Consider the following 26,578-nt stretch of genomic DNA (forward strand, 5'->3'; position numbering starts at 1 on the left):
GCGACAGCCGGACAGATCACAACGGGGCGGGATCACGACCCAGTTCGGCCAGGACCAGGCCGGCCCGTGCCTTCGGGGTGAACCAGGTGCTCTTCCGGGGCATCTTCTGTCGGGCCAGGTTGACCGCGACGAAGTCCCGCACCGTGACGGGGGCGATCAGAATCGCCAGTTCCGCCCGGCCGGCGTCGACCTCGCCGACCAGCCAGCGCGCCGGGTAGTCGCCACCGACGTACGTGATCCGCTTGTCTCCGGGGTCGAGGCCGAGGGCGTCCCGCAGCAACACCCGCTCGACGAGCGCGTGGTCCAGGGCCTCCACACCGCCGTCGGGGCCGGCGGGCAGCGTGACCGCGTAGGTACGGCCGGCCGCGTAGAGCTGGATCGTGCCGCCGGAGTCCGGCACCGCCGCCGGGCCGGGTAGCGACTCGACCCGGGCGCCGGCCGCACGCAGCCGGTCGAACAGTTCGTCCGGAGTACTGGTCAACTCGCTGACCAGTCGGTTGTAAGGCTGGATCGCCACCGATCCCGGGGTCGTGATCACCGCGAGGAACCGGGGCAGCTCGCCGATCTGCGCGGCCAGGCTGCGGTGGTTGCCGTCCGCGACGACCAGCTCGCCGGCACCCGCCAGCGCCAGCAGCTCCGCCTGGTGCGGCCCCGGCCCGAGCAGCCAGATGGCGTGGGTACGCCCCGCCTGGTCCACGTCGGTCGCGGCCGGCGCACCGGCCGCGTCGGTCGCCTCGGCGAGCGCCCGGTGCAGCGCCTCCCCCGCACCGCCAGCCGGCCCAGCGCCAGCCGAACCACCGCCAGCCGGCCCAGCGCCAGCCGAACCACTGCCGGCCGGACCACCGCCAGCCGGCCCATCGGCAGTCCCGGCGTCAGTGCCGGTGCCGGTGCGGTTGCCGGTCTGGAGCAGCAGCACCGGGGAGAGGAGGTGGCCGGTCGCCTCGGCCAGCGCCACCCGCTCGCGCACCTTGGCGATGAAGACGTCCTCGTTGCGGATCACCAGTCCGGGCTCGTCCGCACTCGTGGAGATCTGGTCGGTGTCGACCATGGCGAACATCCCGTAACCGGGCTCCTCGCCCGGCGCGGTGATCCGGTAGAGCACCACCACCTGCTCGGCCGGGGTGTAGCTGCCGTCGGCCCGAGCCTGCGCCAACCGGCCGACCGCGTCGGGCAGCGCGTCGGTGAAGGACCGGCCGAGGCTCTCCGGCGCCCGGTGCGGCATCTCGATCGCGAGCGCGCTGGCTGGGTTGTCCCGGATGATCGCCGTGATCTCGGCGTCGTCGGCGAACTCGTCGTAGTTCTGGGCGCCGGTGCCGCCAGTGGTGACCCAGGCGCGGGTGATCGGATGCACGACCGTCATGTGCCGGAACGCTACCGGCGGCACCCGGCACCGCGTACGGATACCCCGGCCGTTTCCACCCCGTGGGCGGCCCCGGTCCGGAGCCGCCCCACCAGGGCCGAGATCAGTCGAAGCTGGGCCGCTCGTCGCGGGTCCGCTTCAGCTCGTAGAAGCCGGGCGTACCGGCGACCAGGAGTACGCCGTCCCAGAGCCGCCCCGCCGCCTCGCCCTTCGGTGCGGGCGTGACCACCGGGCCGAAGAACGCGATGGTCTCCCCCGGCATCGGGCCGGGAGCGTGGATGACCGGCGTGCCGACGTCCTGGCCGACCGGCTTCATCCCGGCGTCGTGGCTCGCCCGCAGCGCCTCGTCGTACTCGGTCGAGTCGGCGACCTCGGCCAGCGCCGGGTCCAGCCCGACGTCGGCCAGCGCCGCCCGGTAGAGCTCCGGACCCCGCTCCTGCCTTTCGAGGTGGATCCGGTTGCCGAACGCGGTGTAGAGCCGGGCAACGGTTTCGGAGCCGTGGAGCTGTTCGACCGCGATGCAGATCCGCACCAGGCCCCAGGAGCTCTTCAGCCCCTCCCGGTACTTCGCCGAAAGGTGCTCCCGGCCCTCGTTGAGCACCGCCAGGCTCATCACCCGGAACCGGACGTCGACCGGGCGGACCTGCTGCACCTCCAGCAGCCAGCGGGAGGTGATCCAGGCCCACGGGCAGGTCGGGTCGAAGAACATGTCAACGGACGCGCGCTCGGACACGGCGCGGCTCCCTTCGTCGTCAGGACAGGTCGGGATCGGCCGACACCCTTACCGATCTTCACCCCCAAGGCCCCGCCACCGACAGCGGGATGAGACCGTGACCTGGAGCACCAGTGTGGTAACCCCGGGCATGAAACACTCGACGTCGGGCCGTGGGGATGGCTCGGGGCTGTCAACGGCGACAGCCGGCGGAAAGAACCGGATGGAGATTCACGTGCCAGGAGTGCGCAACCTGACCCAGGTCGAGGCGACGGAACGTGGGCGTCTGCTCGACGTCACCGGCTATGACATCCGGCTGGACCTGTCGTCCGCCGGGCTCGGCGCGGACGGCCGTACCTTCCGCTCGACGACCGAGGTCCGGTTCCGGTGCGCCGAGCCGGGCGCCACCACCTTCATCGAGGTGGCCGCCGATTCGGTACGCGCCGCCACGCTGAACGGCGCCCCGGTCGACATCTCCGGCTGGTCGGCCGAGGCCGGGCTCACCCTGACCGGCCTGGCCGCCGAGAACACGCTTGTGGTCGATGCCGACTTCCTCTACTCCTCCAGCGGTCAGGGGCTGCACCGCAGCGTCGACCCGGTGGACGGCGAGACCTATCTCTACAGCCAGTTCGAGACCGCCGACGCGCAGCGGGTCTTCGCCTGCTTCGACCAGCCCGACCTGAAGAGCGTCTACACCTGGCACGCGACCGTGCCGGCGCACTGGCGGGTCGTCTCCAACATGCCGGCGAGCGCCGAGGAGCCGGCCGGCGCCGACACCAAGACCGTCCACTTCGATGAGTCGGTCCGGATGAGCACCTACATCACCGCGATCTGCGCCGGCCCCTACCACGAGGTGCGCTACAACCACGACGGGCTCGACCTCGGCTACTTCTGCCGGGCCAGCATGGCGCAGCACCTCGACTCGGCCGACCTGAACCTGATCACGGTGCAGGGCTTCGACTTCTTTCACGAGCAGTTCGGCGTCCGCTATCCTCTGCCGAAGTACGACCAGGTCTGGGTGCCGGACTTCAACGCCGGTGCGATGGAGAACTTCGGCTGCGTCACGCACGCCGAGGCGCACTACCTGTTCCGGTCCCAGGTGACCGACTTCGAGTACGAGCAGCGGGCCAACACGATCCTGCACGAGTTGGCGCACATGTGGTTCGGCGACCTGGTCACCATGCGCTGGTGGAACGACCTGTGGCTGAACGAGTCGTTCGCCGAGTGGGCCAGCCACTGGGCCAACACCAACGCCACCCGGTTCACCGACGCGTGGACGACCTTCCTCTCCATCCGCAAGAACTGGGGCTACCGGCAGGACCAGCTCTCCTCCACCCACCCGGTCTACTGCGAGATGCCGGACCTGGAGGCCGTCGAGGTCAACTTCGACGGCATCACGTACGCCAAGGGCGCCAGCGTGCTCAAGCAGCTCGTCGCGTACGTCGGGGAGGCGCCGTTCCTGGAGGGCCTGCGCAGCTACTTCGGCAAGTACGCCTGGAGCAACGCCACCTTCGACGACCTGCTCACCGAGCTGGAGGCGGCCTCCGGCCGGGAGTTGCGCAAGTTCGCCGCCGAGTGGCTGGAGACCTCGCAGGTCAACACGCTGCGCCCGGAGGTGTCGATCGACGCCGACGGCAGGTACGAGTCGGTGGTGGTCCGGCAGGAGGCGTCGACCGCGCACCCGACGCTGCGTACCCACCGGATCGGGGTGGGCCTCTACGACCTGCGCGACGGCCGGCTGGTCCGGCGGCAGCGGGTCGAGGTCGACGTGGCCGGCGAGCGCACCGAGCTGCCGCAGCTCGCCGGGGCCGCCGCGCCGGACCTGCTGCTGCTCAACGACGACGACCTGACCTACGCCAAGCTGCGGCTGGACGACCGCTCGATGGCCACCGTGGTCCGGCACATCGCCGCGTTCGAGTCGTCGCTGGCCCGGGGCCTGTGCTGGGCCGCAGCCTGGGACATGACCCGGGACGCCGAGTTGGCCGCCCGGGACTACGTGGCGCTGGGGCTGGCCGGGCTGCCCGCCGAGAAGGACATCAACCTGGTCACCGCGACGCTGCGGCAGGTCGCCGCCACGCTCACCTCGTACGCCGCGCCGGAGTGGGCGCCGACCGGTTGGGCGCAGTTCGCCCGTACCGCGGCAACCGCCGTGCAGGCCGCCGAGCCGGGCAGCGGGCTGCAACTGGCCTGGGCCCGCACCTACGCGTCGGCGGCCCGCAGCGCGGAGGAGCTGGCCGTGCTGCGCGGCTGGCTGGACGGGGTCGAGGTGCCGGCCGGGCTGACCGTCGACACCGAGCTGCGCTGGACGGTGCTGCGGGCCCTGGTCGCGGGCGGTGCCGCCGGGCAGGCCGAGATCGACGCCGAGCTGGCCGCCGACCGGACGTCGGGCGGGGAGCGGGAGGCCGCGCTGGCCGCCGCGCTGATCCCCACCGCCGAGAACAAGGAGACGGTCTGGCGCACCCTGACCGAGGGCGAGGCGCTGCCGAACTGGCGGCACCGGGCGCTGTTGCAGGGCTTCCAGCATCCGGCGCAGGCCGAGCTGACCGCGCCATACGCCGAGCGGTTCTTCGAGGTCGTCGGCCGGGTCTGGGCGAGCCGGGACAGCGAGCCGGCGCAGGAGTTCGTGATGCTCGCCTACCCGGCGTACCAGATCTCCGAGGAGACCATCCGGGCCACCGACGCCTGGCTGGCCCAGCCGGGGCATCCGGCGCCGCTGCGCCGGCTGGTCGCCGAGGGCCGGGACGGAGTCGTACGCGCACTCAAGGCCCGCGCCAAGGACGCCACGTCACCGTCCTGATCGCACCACCGAACTGACCGCCGCCGGGCGCCGGATTCCCTTCCGGCGCCCGGCACCGTCGCCAGCCGGAGAACCGTCCGGGTACTTGTCGGCGCGCGACGGGACCCGCGTCAGCCGTGCGACTTCGCCAGGCTGACGAAGCTGCGCCATGCCTCCGACCCGAAGGCCAACGTCCCGCCGTCCCGATCCTTGGTGTCCCGGACGAGTACCCGGCCAGGAAGGTTGTCGGCGACCTCGACGCAGTTGCCAGATGACCCGTTGGATCGCGTGCTCTTCCGCCAAACTGGATCATTGCTCATTGATAATCCTCAGCATCATGTCTCGGGTCTGGTCGGCGGTCAGCGCCAGCTCGTTCACTGCCTCCCAGACTAGTTCCAGCTCGAGCACGTCACGAGGAGTGGTCGCCACCCTCCCTTGTAGCAGGTCGTCGAGGTAGCCGAACCGCCGTCCGTCCGGCATCGTTGCAAGCGCGAGTGATCCCCCCAGCCCGGCATGGATGCCGGCCGCGTCCGGCACGACCCGGATCCGGACAGTAGGCCGGTGGCTGATGTCCACCAGATGCGCCAGCTGAGCCTTGAGGATTTCGGGCGGCCCACGGTGCAACGCGGATTCCTCAACCATCACAGCCATCTCAACCGGCGGCTTGCGGTCCAGCACGGCTGCCTGACGACTACAACGGGTTGCAACGACGTCATCAAGCCGGCCGAAGTTGGATGGAACAGCGGCAAACACGAGCCGCATGTATTCCTCGGTCTGAAGCAGGCCGGGAATCAGCGTCGGCTCCCACGCGCGCAACAGAACAGCTCGGCGCTCGTGTTCGACCCACGGGCGCAGCCACGGGCGCAGGTCCTCGTGTGCCGTCTTCGCCAGCCCTTGAATCTCGCTGCCGGTCCCGAACACTTTGTCGAGGCGCTGTGCCGTGCCTTCCTGCGGAATCAGCTTGCCTGCCTCGAAGTACTGGACCGAGGATTTCGAAACGCCGATCGCGACGGCAAGCCTGTCCTGAGACAGCTTTCGCTCGGTGCGGAGTTCCCGAATGCGGGCCGGCAGTGAAGCCGGTGGGCCACTCATGCATATCACCCCGGTAGGTCAGCGGCGATGTCGCCATCAGCAGGCGGTCAATGTGCTTATCTTCCGTGATCAGGCCGTCACGGTCCAGGGTGGATCGTAAGCGCCCCGTCCGGGAAGCACGCCCGCTTCTTACCCGTCGGGCGGGGCGCCCACGGGGGCGGCGCATCCGGTGCGGACAGAGGTGCCCTCCGGCGTGCCGCTCCCGCCCCCCAAATTGCCGGACGAGAGGCATTCGCCATGAAACACTCTCGCAATTCCCGCCATCGCCGGGCGTGGTGGCGCCTCTGGCGCTACTGCCGATGCGGCTTCCGTTGGGCCTGTCCGGACTCGGTCGAGCTGGTACCGATGCCGTACGAGCCGAATGTGCGACCCATCAGCCGGCACGACTTCCGGCGGGCGGTCAGGGACGAGGCGACCAGGATCGCGGTCGCCCGGAAGTCCCGTACCCAGGTCCAGGACTGGGCCGGACCGGAACCGCCGCCACCCACTCCCACCCCCACTCCCACCCCCACACCGCAGCCTGAGCGCCGGCGGAACGACCAGCCCGACTCCCGCCGTGAACCCCGGCGCGACGGATGGAACGGGCCGACCTGGGCGCATCTGGCCAACGGCCGGGCGGGCGACCTGACTCCGGCTCAGCAGGACCGGGCCAGGCACGCCGAGCGGGTGTAGCCGTGATCGGGCCGTCGGCGCGATGGGAGCGGCACGCGGCGCGACGCCGGACGGCAGCAGCCGGGGCTGTCGGGCAACACGTTCCCGGGGACAGGTACGCCTGCCGGGTGTGCGAGCACGACTGGCCCTGTCGGGACGCCCGACTGGCCCTGCTGATCAGCTTTGAGGGTGACCGGGTGGGGCTGATGATGTATCTCGCCGCGCACCTCGCCAACGCCCTCGAAGCACTGCCCGACCGGCATCCCTCCATGATCGTCGGACAGATCCTCTACTGGGTCCCCCGGCGCCGACGCTCCTGACTTTCCTGGTTCCCTTCGCGCACTCTTCCTCCGGCGCGGCGCGAGCGGAACGGCGGACCGATCGACGGTGGTCCGCCAGGTGGAACCCCCGGGCCGCCGTCGAGTCCCCACAGGCGGCCCGGGGCGCCGGACTGCCACCGCCGCCGGGACAACCACCAACTCCCTGACGATTAGATCGCCGGGTGTCTCCGCCAAGCTGCTACCAGGACAGTTTCCGTGGGGTGCCGAGTGATCTGTCGAGCGGAGCCCGTGCGTCGCGGACGAATTCGCGGATCTCGTGAACGGCGGGACCGCGGCAGTGCCCCCCCGCGGTCGGGCGAGCGTACGTTGACTGGACCTACGGATGCCCGAGCGCGACGCGGTGGGATTGTGTCTGCCGCTTGAAGCCGATGTGAAATCCGCCGAGCGTAACGTTCCGTCCGTCACCGAGCACAAATCGTGACCGTCACCGCGGATTGGCGACTGGCTTGATCCGTTCGCGTATCGCGGGCCGACACGAGGGGAGGCCGGATTCCGACCGAGTCAACCGCGTCAACAGCGCTCACGAGGGTGTCCGAGCCGAGCACATCCGACAGGTCTAGGCCACGAGTTGGTGGACCTGACAGATCCGAGAGAGGCACAAGCATGAGGAAAGTAAAGGCGTTGATGTTGGTGGCTGCTGTTCTGGCGACGATGTTGTCGACGACCGGCACCAGTCACGCCAGCACGGGCGACGACAGGACCACCGCCACCGCATCGCCACTGATCCTGGACGCGGCGGCCCCGATCTGCCCGGCTGGGTACGTGTGCCTGTTCGTGGACGTCGATCAGAGAACAGGCGGGTACAGGTGGGCGGCTGGTGCTTACGACAGCAACTTCACACAACTTCCGTGTGTAGCAGCGTGGAAATGCAAAACCCGCAATGACTTCAACGATGAGGCCAGCTCCTGGCACAACAATACGGACAGGACCTACTGCGTCTCCTGGGGCATAAACGGCGGCAACCCCGACAACACCATGCCCCCGGGCACCTACGGGAACTTCACCACCACCGGTTGGAACGACCAGGCTTCGTCAATCGGCTTCATCGGCTGCCCGTAACCCGGGCGATGCGAGTCCCAGCCAGAGGAACGGCCTCTACTGGGGCTCGCACTCCGCCCCCGTGTCACCACCAAAGATCGAGCACAGGACCGTCGATCAGTTCTGGCACCCGGTCTCGCAGCCAGTTGCGGGCGACCTGACCCACAGCGGGACGGGCGTCGGTCCTGCGGCTCGCGCCGTCCCGACGCCAACCAGCGCAACCCCATTGCGGCGGCGCGCACCTCCTCCCTCACGACCTGGCACCACCATCACACCCGGAGGTTTCCGGTGAACAGCCAGTCGACAAACCAGCACTCTCCCGACCCCAGCGCGACTGCCCACGACCTGCCCTCCACCGACCGCCGGCCGCGCTCCGCGCGCGGGCTTCTGGTCTGGCTCAGGAACCGCTGGCCGACCGCGGTCGCCGTGGCGATGTCCCTGCCCGGTTTCCTCGCCGAGACCCCGTCCGCGGAAGCACCCGACCTGACGAAGAGCTTGGGCGGAGTCTTCGTCCTGCTGCCGCTCGGCTACCTGGTGCTCGCCAAGCTACGTCGGCGTCGCGCCACATGGCCGGTGGTCTTCACCGGCATCGGCCTTGTGGTCCTGACCCGAATCGTCGGCAACGTGGACCCGGCGTTCGTCCTGACGGCCATCGCCCTGCTGGTCCTCATCTGGAGCGTCGCCGACGGGCAATTGAGGAGGGACCGAACACTGCAAACGCAGGCGCTCGCATTCGGCGGCTTCGCCGCAGTCAGCTTCGCGGCACTAGCGATCCTCACCCAGGAGCCGACCATCGCAGGATATCTCGTAGCAGCGGCCTGGTTGGCACACGGAATCTGGGATCTGATCCACCTCAAGCTCGACAGGGTCGTCGCACCCACTTTCGCCGAATGGTGCGCAGTGATCGACATCCTGATCGCCGTTCAACTGGTTCTCATCATCACCGCCTAGCCAGGACCCACCCGACGCGGTCGCAAGGCTTCCGTCGGCAGCAGTCTCCGGATAGAGGGCAGCAGGATCGGGGTACAGGAACATGGGTCACGATCCTGCCTCGCCTCGCCATCATCGCGACAGCCGCAGAACGGTTGGAGTCCAGTCGCCTCGAAGCATCCGCTTCTGCCGCCGTCCGAGTGTGGCGGCCGTCGGACGGGGCGTTCGAGCCGGTCAGCTCACGCGGGACCGTCGAGATAGCCGGGGTCGGCAGAACCCGACGCGACGCGGACGCGATACCCCCAGCGCCGTAAGACCTGGGCGATCTTCGCGGCGCCGGCCGGGTTGGCGGAGTGCACGTTGATGACGCCGACGTCAAAGGGGCGCCTGTCGAAGGCGGCCCGTTCCAGGACCTCCACGACCGGCCAGATCGTGTCGTCCCCGCCGAGATCGTGGTCCAGCCACAACTCGTCCAAGCGCCGGCCCCGGTACCGCTCGAGGAATTCAACCCCGGCTGCGCTGGTACGGGCCACCTGGGCACCACGGCCATCCACGAACGAACGAAGGTCATCGACCAAGACGATCGTTTGGCGGGCATCCACAGGATGATGATGCCTTGGCAGCATCGTGATGCACATCCGGATTTGCCGCTCCTGGCGTGCTGGCAAACCCGGCCGACTTCGCCCTGTTCGCGCTGCTGGGCCTGCTCGGGCTGCGGATCTTCGAAGCCTGCGGGGCGAACATCGCCGACCTTGGCGAGGAGCACGGACGGCCACCGGTCCTGCGCGTGACTGGCAAGGGCGGCAAGGTCGTCCTCGTACCACTGCCACCCGCAGTGGCCCGAGGCATCGACCGGGCCGTGGACGAGCACGTGCAGATCGGCGCCCGCCACACCGACCCGCGAACCACCATGCGCTACGACCGGGCCCGCAAAAACCTCGACCGGCACCCCAGCTACATCCTCGCCGCGTACATGGCCTCCGGGACGTAGCAAGCGCTCACAGCTTCGCCGAGAAGAGCGCCAGTGAAGACCGATCAATGGCTTGCGTCGTAGGCGTTCGGTCGATACGGTCTGGCCCGATGACATTCCTGACTCCACGACGAGTTCTTGCCGTCGTCCTGCTGCTGATCGCATTCGTGGCTCTGGCTGCGTCGCGCACCTTCCCGATCTTGGACGATCTCTCCGGCGTGGCGAAGTCGGCGATCACGATCGCGGGCGCGGCGTGCGCCCTGGTTGGCGCTTGGCTCTGGGTTCGCAAGGCGTCGGACCAGCCGTAGGCTAGGCGAACGGCTGTGGACTTCGCCGAAGGCCAGGTTCGCATTCCTCATGCCAGCCACCCATGGGTCGCACGCATGTGCTGCGGAACACGCGTGGCGGCGGGCTGTGCGCGGGTCACGGAGCGTGGCGGCGTACGGCTGGCGCGGCGTCCGATCATGCCGAAGTGAGTGCATCCGATCACGCCGAATTAGGGAACTGGAAGTCCCCTTGGCATCATGCATCGTGAACGCACGTGTAGAACAGGTTGAGGTGGCATGGTGGTGGAAGCGCTCACAGCGGCTCGCTCGCTCCTGCGTCCCTTGGAGCGCAAGGACATTCCGGCACTCGCCCAACTCACCCGGGCCAACCGAGAATTCCTGGCGCCGGCGAGTCCGCTGCGCCCGGAGGAGCACTTCACAGACGAGGGACAGGAGCACGCCGCCCTCGCGAGCCTCCAAGCGGCGGAGAACGGCACCGCGCTGCCGATGGTCATAGTCGACAGGACCGGAGATCTCGTCGGCACGCTGAACATCAGCAGCATCATTCGAGGGGCGTTCCAGTCCGCGAGCATCGGCTACTGGATCTCTCAGGACCGCAATGGTCAGGGATTTGCCTCCGCAGCGGTGGCTGCCGCCAAGCGGACCGCCTCTGACCAACTTGGCCTGCATCGACTCCAGGCGGAAACCCTGGTTGACAACGAAGCGTCCCAGCGGGTTCTGATCAAGAACGGCTTCGTACAATACGGCCGAGCACCGGAGTACCTCAAGATCGCCGGCCGATGGCAGGACCACCTGCTGTTCCAGGTCACCTTTCCCGACGCCGAGCAGTAACCCTGAGGAGCGCTCGGGCAACCTCCGGATCTGCCGCCGACCGTGCGCGCTGGACACCGGTGCCCCGTCACTGTCCGTACGTCCATCGTCCAGCTGTCGAACATACGCTCGTACCGAAGAGCGGATGTCCGACGCGGGTGGCTTTGTCGTCCGCCCCACCACACGAACAGCGACGCAGTTTCCCAGACCCACAGGAGCTTCTGGACGCTCTGCGGCGGAATCGTCGAAAGATTCGGTGAGCCCGCCACGTGGTGGAACAACCAGGACGAGGTACTCACGGTTGCGGCTACGCGGGTACGAGTCGCAGATGTACTTGGGGCTAGCTGCCACCCGTCGCGGCGACCACGGAGCGTCCCCGGCCGTTAGGCTTCGGGATGGAGGTGGATTCGATGGCCCAACCGCAGTACCAGTGGCATCCGCCCGAGCAGGGGTGGACCGAGGACGATCTGCGCACGCTGCCGGCGGACGGGCACCGCTACGAGATCATCGACGGGAGCCTCCACGTGACCCCTCCGGCCGACTTCCAGCATCACGAGCTGGCCGACGAGATCCGCGCCGCGCTACGCGCCGCCACCCCACCGAAGTGGCGGGTGATCCGCGAGATCGGTCTGCGGGTGCCCGGCGGCAACGCCATCCCGGACATCACCGTGCTCCGACCGAGCGCTCCGTCGGCCGGGATGTGGGCCGAGCCGGAGGACGTCGCGCTGGTGGTCGAGGTGGAGTCGCCGAGCAGTCGCCGGCACGACCGGTTCACCAAGCTGGGCCTCTACGCCGAGGCCGGCATCGAGTCGTACTGGCGGATCGAGCAGACCGCCGAGCGGGGCCCGGTGGCCCACCTCTACCTGCGGGCTCCCGCCGGCCACTACGAGCTGCTCCGCTCGGTCCCACCGACCGGCACGGAACTGGTCGAGCTGCCGTTTCCGATACAGGTCGCCCCGGGAAGTTGGCTGCTCTGAGGCGCCCGACCCGCCTGGCCCGACCCGAACCGGGTCGGCAGACGCCGCTGGACCCTACTGGCCGCTGATCAGAGCGGTGACGATGGCGCTGGTCTGGCCAAGCGCCGCCGGGCCGACATTACCCAACGGCTCGCCCAGAGCCGACACAGGGAGCCACTGGACCAGCTCCGGCAGGAGCGTGCCGGACGGCTCGGTGACCGCGACGACCAGGGGCATAGCGTCCTCGGTGGGAGCGCCGGGCACGTACGGGCAACAGATCACCCGCCCGGTCTGGGCCTGCAGGTGCATCGAGTTGGAGAGCACGACCACCATCAACTCGGTGCGGGTGTCCAGGCGTGGCGCGACGTCTCCCGGTCGGATCACAGGCCGGATTCCCGGTTGGCCGCGTAGACCTGCGCGGCGTAGGCATCGATGTTGAGCGCCGGCACTGTCCGGGCGGTGTAGCCGGCCAGAGCGAGCCGGAGATGTTCGTTGCGCAACGCCCGTTCGATCAGCTCCGAGCGATTTAACCCCAGCTCAGAGGCGTCAGCGTCGGCTAGGGCCAGGACCAGGGTATCGACCGTCGCTGAAATCTTCTCTTTCGCCATACATTTATCCTACCGGTCGTCCCACCTGCGCCAGGCATGGACGAACCCTAAATTGCCCGACTCGATGCCGGACGTACGCCGTCCGCGATTTTCGTCTGGCTTCCCTGGCCACCCGGCCTTCCGCCCGCCCGACGACGGCTGGATCGGACGGATGCGACCGCGTCAGGCGGAGCGGCCGGCCCGGGTGGCGAGCTGGTCCAGGCCGCTGACGATGCCGCCGGCCAGGTCGCCGCCGCCGAAGGCGGCCACCATGGACAGCGCGGCGAGCTTGGCGTCCCGGTCCGGGACGCGCTTGCGCGCCTCCGCACCGGTGACGATCTCCAGCACCCGCTGGTTCGGCGAGAGCGCCAGCAGCACGGCACGGGCCGGGTCGGTCAGCTCCGTGAGCAGGCGCTGGGCGTGCTCGCGTACCGGTTCGGTGAGCGGGCCGACGTAGACGGTGAAGACCAGTCCGGTGGACTCGTCGGCGATCCGCAGCGCCTCGTCGATCCGGAGCAACTGGCGGGTGGTGAACGGCCCGTCCAGCACGTTCGGCCGGTCGGTGGTGCTCGGCCCGACCTCGGCCTCGGGCCGTTCGGTCGTCGCCACGTCCTTACCAGCGGTCACTTGCGCCCCCTGTCACGCCGGCGCGCTTCGGCGCGCTGATGGTCTCGGTCTCGCCGCCGGTCAACGCCCGGGCCCCCGTGCCGGCCGGCAGCGCGGTCCGGCCGGACTCGGTCAGGTGCTCGGGCGAGGAGAGGAACCAGACCGGCGTGAACTCGAAGGGCCGCCCCGGGCGGTAACGCCGGGCGTTACGGCCGCTCTTGCCGGCCCGGGCAAGCACGGTGATCACGAGCACCGCGGCGGCCGGGATGGCAACGAAGACCAGCAACGTGTCGGAAACAGACAACCTCAACGCCCCCAGGCGAAAACGGGATCATCGGGCCGGGCCGGGCCGGGTGACCAGCCACCCGACCGATCCGGTCGTCGTTCACGGTATCGGAAACCGCTGCCCAGCAGATCTCGGGGTACCGATCCCGTCGCCGGGCCACCGGTGGCGGACGGCCGGGTCAGGCCTGCTCGACGAGCCGGGCCAGCGCGTCGGCCGCCCGCCAGCAGTCGTGGTACGTCGAGTAGAGCGGGACCGGGGCGAGCCGGATCACATCCGGTTCGCGGTCGTCGACGACCACCCCGTACTCCCGGGACAGCCGTTCGGTAAGTGCGGCGGCCCCGCCCCGGCCGATCCGGACGGAGAGCTGGCAGCCGCGCCGGGCCGGGTCGCGCGGGGTGAGCACGCGCAGCGGCCGGCCGGGGATGATCCGGTCGAGCAGTTCTTCGAGGTACCCGGTCAACCGCTCGCTGCGGGCCCTCAGCGCCGGCATGCCGACCTCTTCGAAGATGGCCAGGGCGCTGCGCATCGGGGCCATCGCCAGCACCGGCGGGTTGGAGATCAACCACGCCTCCACGGTGGCCGGTGGCCGGGAGACCGGGGCCATCTCGAACCGGGTCGTCTCGTCCGTGCCCCACCAGCCCTCGAACCGGTCGACCGCCGGGTCGCCGAGGTGCCGCTCGTGCACGAACGCCCCGGCCAGCGACCCCGGCCCCGAGTTCAGGTACTTGTAGGTGCACCAGGCGGCGAAGTCCACGTCCCAGTCGTGCAGGGCCAGCGGTACGTTGCCGGCCGCGTGCGCGAGGTCCCAGCCGACCAGGGCGCCGGCCCGGTGCGCCGCCCGGGTGATCTCCGGGATGTCCATCAGCTCGCCGGTGAGGTAGTTGACCCCGCCGAACAGCACCAGCGCGACCCGGTGCCCCTCCCGGTCGAGGTGGTCGAGCACGTCCTCGGTGCGCAGGTTCTCCTCGCCGGGGCGTGGGCGCAGCCGGACGACGACCTCGTCCGGGTCCAGGCCGTGGTGCCGGGCCTGGCTGCGCACCGCGTAGCTGTCGGACGGGAAGGCGCTGTCCTCGATCAGGATCCGGTCCCGCCCGGCGGTCGGCCGGTAGAACGAGACCATCAGCAGGTGCAGGTTGACGGTGAGGGAGTTCATCACCACGGTCTCGGCCGGCGACGCGCCGACCAGTGACGCGCTCGGCCCGGTCAGCGACCGGTACGACGGCACCCAGGGCCGCTCGCCGGTGAAGTGGCCGGAGACGCCCCGGGTCGCCCAGGTCTCCAGTTCGGCGTCGACGTCGGCGCGGGCGGCCCGGGGCTGCAACCCGAGGGAGTTGCCGACCAGGTAGGCGGCCTGGGCGTGCCGGCCACCCTCGGCCGGGGGCACGTGGAAGAGGTGCCGGTGCCCGGGGTCGGCCTCGTCGCGGCGCCGGGCCGCCGCCTCCGCCTGGTCGGGGGTGGTCATCCGCTCGTCTCTCCTTGCGAGGTCACTTGTCGGGAGATCACGTCTCGGGCAGTCGCGTGTCGGGCAGCCCCAGATCGGGCGGTCACATGTCGGTTCGGGCGGCCCAGAGTTCGGGGAAGACCTCCCGGGCCATGCTCCGGCGCAGCCAGGCCGCGCCGGCCGATCCTCCGGTGCCGACCTTGGCACCCATCGTCCGGCGTACGGCCTTGAGGTGCTGGTGCCGCCAGTCGTCGAACTGCTCGGCGATCTCGACCAGGGTCTCACCCAGTTGCCGCAGGTGGTTGTCGGGTCCGGTGTCGGCGTAGATCTCCACCCAGGCGGCGGCCAGCTCTTCGCTCGGCTCCGTCTCGGTGGAGAAGTCGCGGTGCAGCAGCGCGTCCGGCAGCGGGAAGCCCCGGCGGGCCAGCAGGGCGGTAACCTCGTCCCAGAGGCTCGGCGCGCCGAGCGCCTCGAGCAGTTCGGCGTGCACCTCCGGTTGCCGGTGGAACGGCCGGACCAGGGTGGCGGACTTCAGCCCGAGCAGGAACTCCAACTGCCGGTACATCGCGGACTGGAAGCCGGAGCCCTCGCCGAGCAGGTTGCGGAACCGGTTGAAGTCCGCCGGGGTCATCCAACGCAGTCCCCGCCAGGCCGCGTTCAGCCCCTCCAGGTGCAGCACGGCCCGGTGCAGCGGCGCGAGCGCACCCCAGAGGTCGTCGGTACGCAGCAACCGGCGCGCCTCGCGCAGCTCGAAGCAGGTGAGCCCGAAGTACAGCTCCATGATCTGGCTGACCATCAGGAACGACATCTCGCCGGGATCCTGGCTCAGCGGCTGCTGGAGCCGGTGCAGGGTGCTGGCGTGCACGTAAGCGTCGTACGGCGTCCGCCCGCCCGGCTCCAGGGTCGGCTCGCCACCGTTCGCCGCCGCCCGCGCGGCCCGCTGCGCGGCGGTCAGCGGGCGTACCCGGGGTCGGCCGGGTCGCCGCTGCCGCTGGATGCTCTCCACTGCCCGCCTCCGTTCCGTGACGTCTTCCGTCCGTTCCGTTCCGTGACGTCGATACCGACATGATCTCGCCGGCCCGCCGTCCGACGGAATGCCGGACCAACGGCGGTACGAGCGCAGATCCAGCGGTTGTGGGGTTCGCCGTCGAGATGGCTTAACGTTTGGAAGGTCGATCCAGAGGTCGACACCCACGTTACGGAGAGTGAGCTGATGGACGACATGGACTGGGCGCTGCTGCGCGAACTCCAGGCCGACGCCCGGCTCTCGTTCAGCGAACTCTCCCGCCGGGTGCACCTCTCCCCGCCGGCCGTCGCCGAACGGGTCCGCCGGCTGGAGGAGTCCGGCGTGGTGACCGGCTACCACGCGCACGTCGACCTGACCCGGGCCGGCCGGAACGTGGTCGCGATGATCCGGATGTCCTGTTACGGGGCGCGCTGCATCCTCCGGGACCCGGAGGTGCCGAAGTGGCCGGAGATCCTGGAGATCCACCGGATCACCGGTGACGCGTGCAGCATGCTCAAGGTCGCCGCCGAGTCGATCGAGGCGTTCGAGCAGGTCATCGACCGTCTGGCCCCGTACGGGCAGCCGTCGAGCACGATGGTGCTCTCCAGCCCGCTGCACTGGCATCCGGTGCTGCCCGTCCCGCCCACCCCAAGCGGCTGACCAGTGCTTTCACCCGCTGTCGGCGGCTTCCCGGGCGTGTGTGCGCCGGGTCGGTGGGAAGACACCCGGTGACGACGGTCGCGCACCCGCGCAGCGTCCGAGGCGTACGGGTGTCCGACCGAGCCGGATGCACCGCCGGGGAGGGAAGTCATGCTGTCTGCCAAGGTCGTCGGCCGTACGATCGCCGCCGGCGTCACCGTCGCCGCGCTTGTCCCCGGACCGCTGTTCGGGAACGTGACAGCGGTACGCGCCGGACCGAACACCTTCGTGGAGGTCACCCCGAACACCGCCCAGGCGGGTAGCCGGGTCAACATCCGGGCGAGCTGCGACGGGGCGAACAACCAGCAGGCGACGGTGCACTCGGACGCCTTCGGCCGGGTGATCGTACGCCCGGACAACGGCTTCCTCACCGCCTCGGTGACGATCCCGGGCAGCAAGGCACCCGGGGCGTACGCGGTCAACCTGAGCTGCCAGCAGGCCGGCAACAACGCCACCACCACGCTGACCGTGGTGAACATGAGCCAGGGCAGCCAGGGTCCGGCCACCGGTGGCGGCGGTACGGCCGGCAGCACGGGCGGCACGCTGATGATCGCCGGTGGGGTCGGCATCGTCGTGCTCGCCGTCGGGTTCGGGCTGGCCGGCCGGCGCCGGCGTACCGAACCGGGTGGCTGAGCCACGGGTCGGCCATGTTCCGCTTCCCCACGGGCGAGCGCGAGGGCACGTGGCGGGGCCGGACCGGTCGGTGGTGGGCGGGTACCGAACGGTGGCGGCGCCGCGCGGCCCGGCTCGCCCGGCAGGCCACCGCGGCGAGCATCACCAGCCCGGATCCGACCGACGGCACCCCGCCGGGCACCCTGGACCCGGCGCCGCCCCGGCCGCCCCGCCGGCTGGGCCGGGCCGGCCGCCTCCGCCGCCCCGGACCGGTACCGGTGATCACCCTGCTGCTCGGCCTGCTTGTCACGGTCTTCGGGGTGCAGAGCGTCACCGGGATCACCCTGCTGCCCAGCGGGCTGCCGTTCGGCGCCCCGCCGCCGCCCCGGAAGTTCCCGGTGCTGGAGTCGAGCCCGCCGGTCGGGATCGGCATCCGGTCGCTGGGTTTGACCGCGCCGGTGCACCCGGTCGGCGTCGCGGCGGACGGCACCATCGAGGTGCCGGCGTCGGACCGGCGCGACGAGGCCGGCTGGTACAGCCGGAGCCCGACCCCCGGCCAGTACGGGCCGGCGGTGATCGTCGGGCACGTCGACACCCGGACCGGGCCGGCGGTCTTCCACGACCTGGCCGGGCTGCGCCCCGGCTCCAAGATCGAGATCGACCGGGAGGACGAGTCGGTGGCGGTCTTCGAGGTGAACTCGGTCAAGCGGTTCAACAAGTCGGAGCTGCCGGTGGATCGGGTCTACGGCGACTTCAGCCGGCCGTCGCTGCGGCTGATCACCTGTGGTGGCCGCTGGGTCGGCGGCTCCACCGGGTACGCCGACAACGTGATCGTCTTCGCCTCCCTGGTCTCGGCCCGACACACCTGAGCCGAGCCGGTCGCCGGGCCTCAGGCCGCCTCGGCCTCGCGCAGGTCGAGCCAGTCCGCCCAGCGCGGGTCCGGGGCGCGGTGCCCGAGGACCCGCCAGGCGATGCCCTTCGGCGCGGTCGGCAGCGAGTGCAGTCGCCAGCCCAGCTCGGCCGGGGTCTTGTCGCCCTTGGTGTGGTTGCACCTGGCGCAGGCCGCCACGACGTTCTCCCAGGCGTGCCGGCCGCCCCGGCTGCGCGGAAAGACGTGGTCGATGGTCTCGGCCGGCCCCCGGCAGTAGACGCAGCGCCAGCTGTCCCGGGCGAAGATGGCCCGGCGGGAGAGCCCGACGTGGGTGCGGTAGGGCACCCGGACGAACCTGGTCAGCCGGACCACCGACGGCACCGGCAGGGAGTTGCGGGCGCTGTGCAGGATCCCCTCCCCGTCGGCCACGCAGACGGCCTTGGCGGAGAGGACCAGGATGGCGGCCCGACGCACTGAAACGACACACAGCGGCTCATAGGTGGCATTGAGCACCAACGCTCCGGAGCCCACCGTGGGTCGTATGTCAGGCATCGCGCTCACCCTCTCGGTTGTTTCCCCGTCCGCTCCCTCGCCCCGCCTGGTGCCGGCCCCGCTCCGGCGCCCGTCGGGCAGCACGCACCGACCGGCCGCCACGACCACGGCCGACGCCGGCAGATCACCGGCGTCCGTGCGCCAATAGTCCCCGATAGCCGGCCTGATTGCACGTACTAATCGGGGGTCCCGAAGAAAGCTCTCACGTCCCGTGGCAAGATGACCGGTTCCGTCCGTTCGCCCCTGCCGGCGCCGGCCGCCGGGGCGGGGTCCGCCACGAGCCGGCGGGTCGGCGGCAGCCGGCCCGGGTCGGTACGGTACGAAGACATCCGTGACCCCCGCGACGCTGATCACCGCCGCCGTGCTCGGGATGCCGCAGGCCGAGACGCCGCCGCCCGAGACACCGAAGCCCGACCCGAGCTGCCTGAACGATGCCGGCTGCAAACTGGTCTGGGACGTGACCGGCTCGGTGTGGTTCGCCGAGGGCAGCACCTACCTCTTGATCAAGCCGGCCACGATCGCGCTGATCCTGCTGCTGGCGGTGCTGGCCCGCTTCCTGCTGCACCGCACCATCAACCGGCTGGTCCGGAGCACCTCGGAGAGCCGGATCCCCGCCGTACTCCGGCCGCTGCGCGAGCGCATGCCCAGCGCCGCGCCCGACCCCAACGCCGTCGTACCCGAACGGCGCCGGCAGCGGGCCGAGGCGATCGGTTCGGTACTGCGCAGCATGACCACGGCGGTGGTCTTCGCGATCGCCGCACTACAGATCCTCAGCGAACTCAGCTTCGACCTGGCCCCGCTGCTGGCCAGTGCCGGAATCGCCGGCCTGGCCCTCGGGTTCGGCGCCCAGACGCTGGTCAAGGACCTGCTGGCCGGGCTCTTCATGCTGCTGGAGGACCAGTACGGGGTCGGCGACACGGTGGACCTCGGCGAGGCGACCGGGGTGGTCGAGGCGGTCGGCCTGCGGATCACCACCGTGCGGGACGCCCGCGGAGTGGTCTGGTACATCCGCAACGGCGAGATCATCCGAGTCGGGAACAAGAGCCAGGGCTGGGCGATGGTCGTGCTCGACATGCCGATCGGCTTCGCCCGCACCGAGGAGGCCATGGCGGTGCTCCGGACCGCCGCCGCCTCGGTCGCGGTCGACCCGGAGCTGGCCCCGGAGCTGGTGGAGCCGCCCGAGGTGATCGGGGTCGAGCAGATCACCGTGGACGGTTCGGTGATCCGCACGGTCGCCAAGACCACCGCCGAGGGGCAGTTCCCGGTGACCCGGGAGCTGCGCCGCCGGTTGGCCGAGGCGCTGGAGAACTCGGGGATCACCGCCGACATCGCGGCTACCCGGATGTTCCCCCGGCCGTCGACCCCGCCGGGCGACGGGGGCACCGGCCAGGGTGGAGCGACCTGACCTGTCCGACCTGTCTGACCTGCCCGGGCGTACCGGGTGGCCGGTGGGACCGGATCGACGACGTACGCCCGGTCGCCGCCTGCCGTGCGGGCCGGGCAGCGCCGGCACGCGCCGGCCTCGACCACTCCGGAGGGTGGCCGTGGGTACGCCGGACGGTTTGGATCAAGGGCCGCCTGGCAGGGGTCGCGTACCGTGCGGGCGGTCGGGTATCGTCCGTTCGACCAGTCGGAGATGCGACGATCTATCCGTTCGCCCTAGCCAGTCGTCATACGATCGGGCAGAATCCAGAACTAGCTCCCTCCCGGAGCGTAACGAAGACCTCGCTGATCCGAACGTCTAACGTTCCCGGCAGCCCCATCACATTTGGTCAGCGGTCGAGAACGATGGAGGCCCACCGGTGTCCGATGAGACACACACTTCCGAGCGGCCGGCAACCTTTCGGGAGGTGTTCGCCCAGCGTGAATACCGGGCGGTCTTCGCGGCTACCGTACTGACCTGGACCGGCGACTATCTCGCCAAGGCCGCCGTGACGTTGCTGGTCTACCAGCAGAGCGAGTCGGTCGCCCTCTCCGCCGCCGCCTTCGCCACCAGTTACCTACCGTGGTTGATCGGCGGCCCGCTACTGACCACCCTCGCCGACCGGTACCCGTACCGGACGGTGATGGTGATCTGCGACCTCGTCCGGATGCCGCTCTACGCCCTCATCGCCATCGACGGCCTGGACACCCCGGTGATCCTGGCCCTGCTCTTCGCGGCGACCCTGGCGAATCCGCCCAGTCAGGCGGCCCGGTCCGCGATGCTGCCGCTGCTGCTCCGGGGAGACCGGCTGGTCGTCGCGCTCTCCCTACACGGCAGCACGGGACAGGCGGCCCAGGTCTTCGGCTACGCCGTCGGGGCCGGCATCGCGCTCTACAGCCCGGCCCTGGCCCTGCTGCTCAACGCCGCCACCTTCGGGATCTCCGCGGCGGTCATCTGGTTCGGCGTCCGGCACCGGCCCGCCGTCCCGCCGGAGCAGGGCCGGCGGCACCTGCTCCGGGAGACCGCCGCCGGCTTCAGCCTGGTCTTCGGCACCCCGGTGCTGCGGGCGATCGCCGTCCTGGTGTTCTGCGCGATGCTCTTCGCGATCGTGCCGGAAGGGCTGGCCGCGGCCTGGGCCACCAAGTTCGCCGGGTCGGGCGCCGACCGGAGCGCCATCCAGGCACTGATCATGATCGCCGCACCCGTCGGCTTCATCCTCGGCGGCCTGGTGGTCGGCCGGGGCCTCCGGCCGGACCTGCGTCGAAGCCTGGTGCGGCCGTTCGCGGTACTCGCCCCGCTGGCCCTGGTGCCCGCCCTGTTCAACCCGCCGCCGGTGGTGGTCGCGCTGCTGGCCGCCGTCGCCGGCTTCGCGGTCGCCGGATTGATCCCGGTGACCAACGGGCTCTTCGTGCTGGCCCTGCCGCACGGCTACCGGGCCCGGGCGAACGGCGTGATGAACACCGGCGTGCAGGTGATGCAGGGGGTGGCGGTCCTCACCACCGGCCTGCTGGCCGACCGGTTCAGCATCCCCCGGGTGGTCGGCGTGTGGAGCGCCGCCGGAGTGCTGCTGATGCTGCTGCTGGCGCTGCGCTGGCCACAGTCCGAGCGGTTCGACGCGGCGATCGCGGAGGCAGAGCGCCGCTCCGCCGAGCGGGAGGCCGCAGCCGAGCCGCGCCGACCGCAACAGCGCCCGGCGGACACCTCACCGCCCAACCCCCGGCCGCCCTCCTCCGAGGCCGGCATCGGCGCGGTCTGAGCCCCCACCGCCGCAATCTGAGCCGGCACCGAACCGATCCTGAGCCAGCACCGCCGCGATCCGACGCGGCCTGAGCCAGCACCGCCGCGATCCGACGCGGCCTGAGCCAGCATTGCCGCGCGCGGTCCGAGCCGGCGGTGCGGTGCGGTGTGAGCCAGCCCGCACCCCGACTGCGGCTCCGGCTGGGGTCGAGCGCCCAGCCGGATGGCAGGATGGAACGGTGAATCCCGCAGGTGAGCGAGAGCAGGCCCGCCCGGCGCCGACCTTCTACGCCGAGATCGGCGGCGAACCGACCTTCCGGAAGCTTGTCGACGAGTTCTACGCGGGCGTCGCCACCGACCCGGTGCTCCGGCCGATGTACCCGGAGGCGGACCTCGGCCCGGCGGCGGAGCGGCTCACCCTCTTCCTGATCCAGTACTGGGGCGGCCCGAGCACCTACTCCACGCAGCGCGGGCATCCTCGGCTCCGGATGCGGCACGCACCGTTCCGGGTCGGGCCGGTCGAGCGGGACGCCTGGCTGCGGCACATGCGCCGGGCCGTGGACCGGCTGGAGCTGTCGCCGGAGCAGGACGAGACCCTGTGGCAGTACCTCGAACGGGCCGCCTACTTCATGGTCAACACCATGGACGAGACCCCCGGCCCGACGCACTGACCGAGCGGCTCTGCTGCCGCGCGACCACTGGAACAGGCCGCTCACCAGGACAGGCCGGTTGCTGGAGCAGGCCGGTCGCTGGAGCGCAGTGGTCGCTAGAGCAGGGCGCCCTCGTCGTGCAGCCAGTCGACGAAGGTGGTCGCCACGGCCGCTCCGCAGTCGAGCATCTCGACCAGCAGGGCGTCGTGCGCACCGGCGCTCAGCGGCACCTGCAACTCGGCGTAGATGGGCAACTGGCCCCGTTCGGTGGGGTCGCCGACGTACGCCTTGCAGAACCGGCGGGTGTGGTTCCACTCGTTGACCACCCGGTAGGCCCGGTCGGCCCAGTCCGGCGGGACTGTGGAGTGTGGACGGGCCCGCATCACGAGGATCTCGTCGTCCGGCCCCTCCAGGGCGAACAGCACGGCGTGCCGCTCCCACATGGCCAGCAGGCTGCCGTCGCCGTCGGCGAGATAACGCACGTCGAGCAGGTCCAGGGCGTCCCCGACCCGGCGTAGCGTCACCGGCGCGATCACCGGGGGGATGTCCCGGATCGAGGCCCGGTCCCCGGGCCGGAAGTCCCGACTACCGGGCCTGGCTTCGGATTCGGTCCGGCAGTCGTGTTCCGGCTCCCGAGGCGCCGGTGGCCCGACCCGGACGGCACCGTCCGACGAGATCCTGCTTCGAGTTCCCGGCTCGCCGCCACCGGCGTGGCCGGGGCGCCATGACCACCACGGCATCGCTTGCGCACCTCACTCCCCAGCGGATCCACGTGCCTACGTTGCGTTGGACCCGAGGCCCGACGGTACCCGTACAGCCGGCTCGAAGCACCCCCCCAACTACAGCCCCGGGACGGATGGGCCATGTCTCCTCATCCGTTCGGGTGATCACGTGCTGGTTTTATCGCAAGCTGACTGACTTTCTGTGACCATGCCACTCCGAATGGTGCAGCCAGGCCGACCCATCGGCCCATGATCCGCACCTGTACGGCGTCCCGCCCGGCCGGGCCGGCGGAACCGAGAAAGCCCATCCGGACGATGGCCTGAACCAGCCGTTGAGAAATCTCGATCCGACTGCCGCCGCGTACCGGATCGAGGCCGGCCGGTGCGGCGGAGCCCGGGTCGGTCCCCTTCGGATCGACGGCCGGCGGTGGGCCGGTCACCACCACGGCCACGTGGTCGAGCAGCGCGTCCCGGACCGCCCGCTGGCCCACGGCACGGCCGGCGACGCCAACGGACGCCGCGTCGCGCAGGGTGTCCGCGGCCGCGACCGCGATCCGGCGCAGCTCGGCACCGGCGATCGTCTCCACCACGCTGCCGGGCCCACCTGGCACCGGCCACCGCCAGTCGGCGTCCCGGCGTCGGGGCAACTCGACACCGCCCCGGGCAAGTTCGGTCAGCAGCTCGGCGGCGGAGACGGTGGCGTCACCGGGACCGGAACCGGCGACCACCCGGCCCACCAGTACGCCCCAGGGCAGCCGTGCCCACAGCACCGTCCGGGCCGGCGCCCCGGCGGTCGCTCCGGGCGCCCCGGAGCGCAGCCGGACCACAGCGCCCGGGTCGAACCGGGTCAACCGGGCCAGGAAGGCACCGGCGTCCGGCAACCCGGAGAGCCCGTGCCCGTGCCCGTGCCCGTGCCCGTGCTCATGCTCGTGCCCGTGCTCGTGACCACGCCCGGGCCCATGCTCGGGCGCCACCGTCGCGTCGCCCGTGGGGTCACCCCGGTCGGTGATCCGGACCGGCTTCTCCGCAGCGGGCATCGACTTACTCCCTACGCCGGCCGGCGTCGGGCCGCCGGCTCGATCAGATAGTGCCCGAGGAACTCCTGCTCCGGCTCGGTCAGCCGGCGGGGACGCTGCTGCGCCAGGTCGAACGGCACCAGCACCGACCGGGCCCGGCCGGCCAGCACCGTACGGTCGAACAGTTCGTACGCGATGGTGAACCGGGACTGCCGCAGGTCCTCGACCCACATCTCGATGCGTACCGTCGGGGCGCGTTCGCTCGTCGCCCCGTCCAGGGTGTACCCGACCGGGCGCAGGTAGTCGATCTCGTGCCGGTAGATCACCACACCGTCGGCGAACGAGCTGATCCCCTGGGCGCTCGCCCCGGCGAACATCATCGCCACCCGGGCCTCCTCGTAGAGGGTGAGGAAGCGGGCGTTGTTGACGTGCCCGTAGGCGTCCAGGTCGGACCAGCGCAACGTGCAGTCGTAGCCGAACCGCCGCCCGCCCGGCCGCTCCGCCGGACCGGCCCCGAGCGCCGCCGAGTCGGCCTCGACGGGTGCCGAGTCGGACCCGGCCGCAGCCGAGGCCGACCCGACCGCTGTCGGCTGGGCCGGTCCGAGGCCGACCTGACTAGTCACGGGTGAGCTTGCGGTAGGTGACCCGGTGCGGCCGGGCCGCCTCCGCGCCGAGCCGGTCGACCTTGTTCTTCTCGTACGCCTCGAAGTTGCCCTCGAACCAGAACCACCGCGACGGGTCCTCGTCGGTGCCCTCCCAGGCGAGGATGTGCGTCGCCACCCGGTCCAGGAACATCCGGTCGTGCGAGATGACCACGGCACAGCCGGGGAACTCCAGCAGCGCGTTCTCCAACGAGGAGAGGGTCTCCACGTCCAGGTCGTTCGTCGGCTCGTCGAGCAGGATGACGTTGCCGCCGATCTTGAGGGTCAGCGCCAGGTTGAGCCGGTTGCGCTCGCCGCCGGAGAGCACCTTCGTCGGCTTCTGCTGGTCCGGGCCCTTGAACCCGAAGGCCGCCACGTACGCCCGGGAGGGCATCTCGACCTTGCCCACCATCAGGTGGTCCAGCCCGTCCGAGACCACCTCCCAGACGGTCTTGTCGCCGGCCAGCCCCTCCCGGTTCTGGTCGACGTACGACAGCTTGACCGTGTCACCGACCTTGACCGAGCCGGCGGTCGGCTGCTCCAGCCCGACGATGGTCTTGAACAGGGTGGTCTTGCCGACGCCGTTCGGGCCGATGATGCCGACGATGCCGTTGCGGGGCAGCGAGAAGCTGAGGTTGTCGATCAGCACCCGGTCGCCGAACGCCTTGCGCAGGCTGTGCGCCTCGATCACCGTGTTGCCCAGCCGGGGGCCCGGCGGGATCTGGATCTCCTCGAAGTCCAGCTTCCGGGTCTTCTCGGCCTCGTTCGCCATCTCCTCGTAGCGGTCCAGCCGGGCCTTGGACTTGGTCTGCCGGGCCTTGGCGTTGGACCGGACCCACTCCAGTTCCTCGCTGAGCCGCTTCTTCATCTTGGCGTCGCGGCGCCCCTCGACGGCCAGCCGGGCGGCCTTCTTCTCCAGGTAGGTGGAGTAGTTGCCCTCGTAGCCGGCGGCCCGGCCGCGGTCCAGTTCGAGGATCCAGCCCGCCACGTTGTCGAGGAAGTACCGGTCGTGGGTGATCGCCATGACGGTGCCGGCGTACTTGGCGAGGTGCTGCTCCAGCCACTGCACGCTCTCCGCGTCCAGGTGGTTTGTCGGCTCGTCCAGCAGCAGCAGGTCGGGCGCCTCCAGCAGCAGCTTGCAGAGGGCGACCCGGCGCCGCTCGCCGCCGGAGAGCTGGGTGACGTCGGCGTCCGGCGGCGGGCAGCGCAGCGCGTCCATCGCCAGTTCGAGCTTGGAGTCGACGTCCCAGGCGTCCGCGTGGTCCAGCTCCTCCTGGAGCTGGCCCATCTCGGTCATCAGCTCGTCGGAGTAGTCGGTGGCCATCTGCTCGGCAATCTTGTTGAACCGCTCCAGCTTGGCCTTGGTCTCGGCGACCGCCTCCTCGATGTTGCCGAGCACGGTCTTGGCCTCGTTGAGCGGCGGCTCCTGGGCGAGCAGCCCGACACTGTAACCGGGCATCAGCCGGGCCTCGCCGTTGCTCGGCCGATCCAGACCCGCCATGATCTTGAGCAGGCTGGACTTGCCGGCGCCGTTCGGACCGACCACACCGATCTTGGCTCCCGGCAGGAAGCTCAGCGTCACGTTGTCCAGCACGACCTTGTCGCCGTGCGCCTTGCGCGCCTTCTCCAGGACGTAGATGTACTGGGCCACGGTGCGGCCTACCTCCCACGGATGTGATGTCCCCGGATGTCGTGTGATCGACCCACCACGACGTCGGGCTTGCTCTGGACCGCGCTGTCGGCGTCGCGCCGGGCCACGCGGTGCGGCGAAAAGCGCCACCGTCAATCCTGACAGGTCCGGCGCGT

At 70.6% G+C, this 26,578-nt stretch carries 31 protein-coding genes; 15 read left to right on the forward strand and 16 right to left on the reverse strand.

Annotation, left to right across the window (positions count from 1 at the left end; genetic code table 11):
- Nucleotides 1–16: 16 nt before the first annotated feature.
- Both O7626_RS26210 and O7626_RS26215 read right to left on the reverse strand, forming a co-directional pair.
- Nucleotides 17–1,360 (reverse strand): DUF1015 family protein, encoded by a 1,344-nt coding sequence (locus tag O7626_RS26210; RefSeq protein WP_278063747.1) that lies wholly within the window; start codon nt 1,358–1,360, stop codon nt 17–19.
- Between the two features lie 103 nt (nt 1,361–1,463).
- Entirely contained in the window at nt 1,464–2,093 is a 630-nt protein-coding gene (locus O7626_RS26215; protein ID WP_278063748.1) for a DsbA family protein, read from the reverse strand.
- A 223-nt stretch (nt 2,094–2,316) separates the two neighbouring features.
- On the opposite strand from O7626_RS26215, the gene pepN reads away from it, so the two are divergent.
- Nucleotides 2,317–4,869, forward strand: a complete 2,553-nt coding sequence (gene pepN, locus O7626_RS26220; RefSeq protein ID WP_278066319.1) for an aminopeptidase N — start codon at nt 2,317–2,319, stop codon at nt 4,867–4,869.
- A gap of 110 nt (nt 4,870–4,979) precedes the next feature.
- On the opposite strand, the gene O7626_RS26225 is transcribed toward pepN, so the two are convergent.
- Both O7626_RS26225 and O7626_RS26230 read right to left on the reverse strand, forming a co-directional pair.
- Nucleotides 4,980–5,168, reverse strand: coding sequence for a DUF397 domain-containing protein (locus O7626_RS26225; RefSeq protein ID WP_278063749.1), 189 nt, complete (start codon nt 5,166–5,168; stop codon nt 4,980–4,982).
- Nucleotides 5,158–5,940: a helix-turn-helix transcriptional regulator gene (locus O7626_RS26230; protein WP_278063750.1), complete on the reverse strand. Its 783-nt coding sequence runs from the start codon at nt 5,938–5,940 to the stop codon at nt 5,158–5,160. Before O7626_RS26230 ends, O7626_RS26225 begins: the two co-directional genes overlap by 11 nt.
- A gap of 363 nt (nt 5,941–6,303) precedes the next feature.
- On the opposite strand from O7626_RS26230, the gene O7626_RS26235 reads away from it, so the two are divergent.
- From O7626_RS26235 to O7626_RS26250, 4 genes are all read left to right on the forward strand, one after another.
- Nucleotides 6,304–6,612 (forward strand): hypothetical protein, encoded by a 309-nt coding sequence (locus O7626_RS26235; RefSeq protein WP_278063751.1) that lies wholly within the window; start codon nt 6,304–6,306, stop codon nt 6,610–6,612.
- A 107-nt stretch (nt 6,613–6,719) separates the two neighbouring features.
- Nucleotides 6,720–6,911 carry a flavin reductase gene (locus O7626_RS26240; RefSeq protein WP_278063752.1) on the forward strand — a complete coding sequence of 64 codons (192 nt, stop codon included), beginning with the start codon at nt 6,720–6,722 and terminating at the stop codon, nt 6,909–6,911.
- Nucleotides 6,912–7,535: 624 nt separating this feature from the next.
- The gene (locus tag O7626_RS26245; protein WP_278063753.1) at nt 7,536–7,991 is read left to right on the forward strand and encodes a peptidase inhibitor family I36 protein; all 456 of its coding nucleotides are present in this window, start codon (nt 7,536–7,538) and stop codon (nt 7,989–7,991) included.
- 267 nt (nt 7,992–8,258) lie between these two features.
- Nucleotides 8,259–8,921: a hypothetical protein gene (locus tag O7626_RS26250; protein WP_278063754.1), complete on the forward strand. Its 663-nt coding sequence runs from the start codon at nt 8,259–8,261 to the stop codon at nt 8,919–8,921.
- Between the two features lie 218 nt (nt 8,922–9,139).
- Here O7626_RS26250 and O7626_RS26255 read toward each other — a convergent pair whose 3' ends face one another.
- The gene (locus O7626_RS26255; RefSeq protein ID WP_278063755.1) at nt 9,140–9,502 is read right to left on the reverse strand and encodes a cyclic-phosphate processing receiver domain-containing protein; all 363 of its coding nucleotides are present in this window, start codon (nt 9,500–9,502) and stop codon (nt 9,140–9,142) included.
- Nucleotides 9,503–9,558: 56 nt separating this feature from the next.
- On the opposite strand from O7626_RS26255, the gene O7626_RS26260 reads away from it, so the two are divergent.
- From O7626_RS26260 to O7626_RS26275, 4 genes are all read left to right on the forward strand, one after another.
- Nucleotides 9,559–9,891: a hypothetical protein gene (locus tag O7626_RS26260; protein ID WP_278063756.1), complete on the forward strand. Its 333-nt coding sequence runs from the start codon at nt 9,559–9,561 to the stop codon at nt 9,889–9,891.
- A gap of 89 nt (nt 9,892–9,980) precedes the next feature.
- Complete coding sequence (locus O7626_RS26265; protein ID WP_278063757.1) at nt 9,981–10,178, forward strand: hypothetical protein; 198 nt, start codon at nt 9,981–9,983, stop codon at nt 10,176–10,178.
- A 255-nt stretch (nt 10,179–10,433) separates the two neighbouring features.
- The gene (locus O7626_RS26270; protein WP_278063758.1) at nt 10,434–10,988 is read left to right on the forward strand and encodes a GNAT family protein; all 555 of its coding nucleotides are present in this window, start codon (nt 10,434–10,436) and stop codon (nt 10,986–10,988) included.
- A gap of 389 nt (nt 10,989–11,377) precedes the next feature.
- Complete coding sequence (locus tag O7626_RS26275) at nt 11,378–11,944, forward strand: Uma2 family endonuclease (protein WP_278063759.1); 567 nt, start codon at nt 11,378–11,380, stop codon at nt 11,942–11,944.
- Nucleotides 11,945–11,998: 54 nt separating this feature from the next.
- Here O7626_RS26275 and O7626_RS26280 read toward each other — a convergent pair whose 3' ends face one another.
- From O7626_RS26280 to O7626_RS26305, 6 genes are all read right to left on the reverse strand, one after another.
- Entirely contained in the window at nt 11,999–12,307 is a 309-nt protein-coding gene (locus O7626_RS26280) for a hypothetical protein (RefSeq protein ID WP_278063760.1), read from the reverse strand.
- A complete protein-coding gene (locus O7626_RS26285) occupies nt 12,304–12,531 on the reverse strand; it encodes a hypothetical protein (RefSeq protein WP_278063761.1) in 228 nt (75 codons plus the stop codon). The genes O7626_RS26280 and O7626_RS26285 overlap by 4 nt, the downstream gene beginning before the upstream one ends.
- Nucleotides 12,532–12,693: 162 nt before the next feature.
- A complete protein-coding gene (locus O7626_RS26290) occupies nt 12,694–13,119 on the reverse strand; it encodes a DUF5130 family protein (RefSeq protein ID WP_278066320.1) in 426 nt (141 codons plus the stop codon).
- A gap of 4 nt (nt 13,120–13,123) precedes the next feature.
- Nucleotides 13,124–13,402 (reverse strand): hypothetical protein, encoded by a 279-nt coding sequence (locus tag O7626_RS26295; RefSeq protein WP_278066321.1) that lies wholly within the window; start codon nt 13,400–13,402, stop codon nt 13,124–13,126.
- Between the two features lie 178 nt (nt 13,403–13,580).
- Entirely contained in the window at nt 13,581–14,864 is a 1,284-nt protein-coding gene (gene kynU / locus O7626_RS26300) for a kynureninase (RefSeq protein WP_278063762.1), read from the reverse strand.
- Between the two features lie 82 nt (nt 14,865–14,946).
- Nucleotides 14,947–15,840: a tryptophan 2,3-dioxygenase family protein gene (locus O7626_RS26305; protein WP_278066322.1), complete on the reverse strand. Its 894-nt coding sequence runs from the start codon at nt 15,838–15,840 to the stop codon at nt 14,947–14,949.
- A gap of 216 nt (nt 15,841–16,056) precedes the next feature.
- Between O7626_RS26305 and O7626_RS26310 the strand changes: the two genes are divergently transcribed.
- The 3 genes from O7626_RS26310 (at nt 16,057) to O7626_RS26320 (ending at nt 18,029) form a co-directional block, all read left to right on the forward strand.
- Nucleotides 16,057–16,509 carry an Lrp/AsnC family transcriptional regulator gene (locus tag O7626_RS26310; RefSeq protein WP_278063763.1) on the forward strand — a complete coding sequence of 151 codons (453 nt, stop codon included), beginning with the start codon at nt 16,057–16,059 and terminating at the stop codon, nt 16,507–16,509.
- A 150-nt stretch (nt 16,510–16,659) separates the two neighbouring features.
- The gene (locus O7626_RS26315) at nt 16,660–17,181 is read left to right on the forward strand and encodes a hypothetical protein (protein ID WP_278063764.1); all 522 of its coding nucleotides are present in this window, start codon (nt 16,660–16,662) and stop codon (nt 17,179–17,181) included.
- Nucleotides 17,182–17,195: 14 nt separating this feature from the next.
- Nucleotides 17,196–18,029, forward strand: coding sequence for a class F sortase (locus tag O7626_RS26320; protein WP_278063765.1), 834 nt, complete (start codon nt 17,196–17,198; stop codon nt 18,027–18,029).
- 20 nt (nt 18,030–18,049) lie between these two features.
- Here O7626_RS26320 and O7626_RS26325 read toward each other — a convergent pair whose 3' ends face one another.
- Nucleotides 18,050–18,583 (reverse strand): HNH endonuclease, encoded by a 534-nt coding sequence (locus O7626_RS26325; RefSeq protein WP_278063766.1) that lies wholly within the window; start codon nt 18,581–18,583, stop codon nt 18,050–18,052.
- A 370-nt stretch (nt 18,584–18,953) separates the two neighbouring features.
- Between O7626_RS26325 and O7626_RS26330 the strand changes: the two genes are divergently transcribed.
- The 3 genes from O7626_RS26330 (at nt 18,954) to O7626_RS26340 (ending at nt 22,414) form a co-directional block, all read left to right on the forward strand.
- Nucleotides 18,954–19,988 (forward strand): mechanosensitive ion channel family protein, encoded by a 1,035-nt coding sequence (locus O7626_RS26330; protein ID WP_278066323.1) that lies wholly within the window; start codon nt 18,954–18,956, stop codon nt 19,986–19,988.
- 397 nt (nt 19,989–20,385) lie between these two features.
- Nucleotides 20,386–21,762: an MFS transporter gene (locus O7626_RS26335; RefSeq protein WP_278063767.1), complete on the forward strand. Its 1,377-nt coding sequence runs from the start codon at nt 20,386–20,388 to the stop codon at nt 21,760–21,762.
- A 220-nt stretch (nt 21,763–21,982) separates the two neighbouring features.
- A complete protein-coding gene (locus tag O7626_RS26340; RefSeq protein WP_278063768.1) occupies nt 21,983–22,414 on the forward strand; it encodes a globin in 432 nt (143 codons plus the stop codon).
- 95 nt (nt 22,415–22,509) lie between these two features.
- Here O7626_RS26340 and O7626_RS26345 read toward each other — a convergent pair whose 3' ends face one another.
- From O7626_RS26345 to ettA, 4 genes are all read right to left on the reverse strand, one after another.
- Nucleotides 22,510–23,133 carry a YbjN domain-containing protein gene (locus tag O7626_RS26345; protein ID WP_278063769.1) on the reverse strand — a complete coding sequence of 208 codons (624 nt, stop codon included), beginning with the start codon at nt 23,131–23,133 and terminating at the stop codon, nt 22,510–22,512.
- A gap of 131 nt (nt 23,134–23,264) precedes the next feature.
- Complete coding sequence (locus O7626_RS26350; protein ID WP_278063770.1) at nt 23,265–24,152, reverse strand: hypothetical protein; 888 nt, start codon at nt 24,150–24,152, stop codon at nt 23,265–23,267.
- Nucleotides 24,153–24,163: 11 nt separating this feature from the next.
- Nucleotides 24,164–24,592, reverse strand: a complete 429-nt coding sequence (locus tag O7626_RS26355) for a thioesterase family protein (RefSeq protein WP_278066324.1) — start codon at nt 24,590–24,592, stop codon at nt 24,164–24,166.
- A 154-nt stretch (nt 24,593–24,746) separates the two neighbouring features.
- Nucleotides 24,747–26,423 (reverse strand): energy-dependent translational throttle protein EttA, encoded by a 1,677-nt coding sequence (ettA, locus tag O7626_RS26360; RefSeq protein WP_278063771.1) that lies wholly within the window; start codon nt 26,421–26,423, stop codon nt 24,747–24,749.
- Between the last annotated feature and the right edge of the window lie 155 nt (nt 26,424–26,578).

Source organism: Micromonospora sp. WMMD1102, assembly GCF_029626265.1.
GTDB lineage: Bacteria > Actinomycetota > Actinomycetes > Mycobacteriales > Micromonosporaceae > Plantactinospora.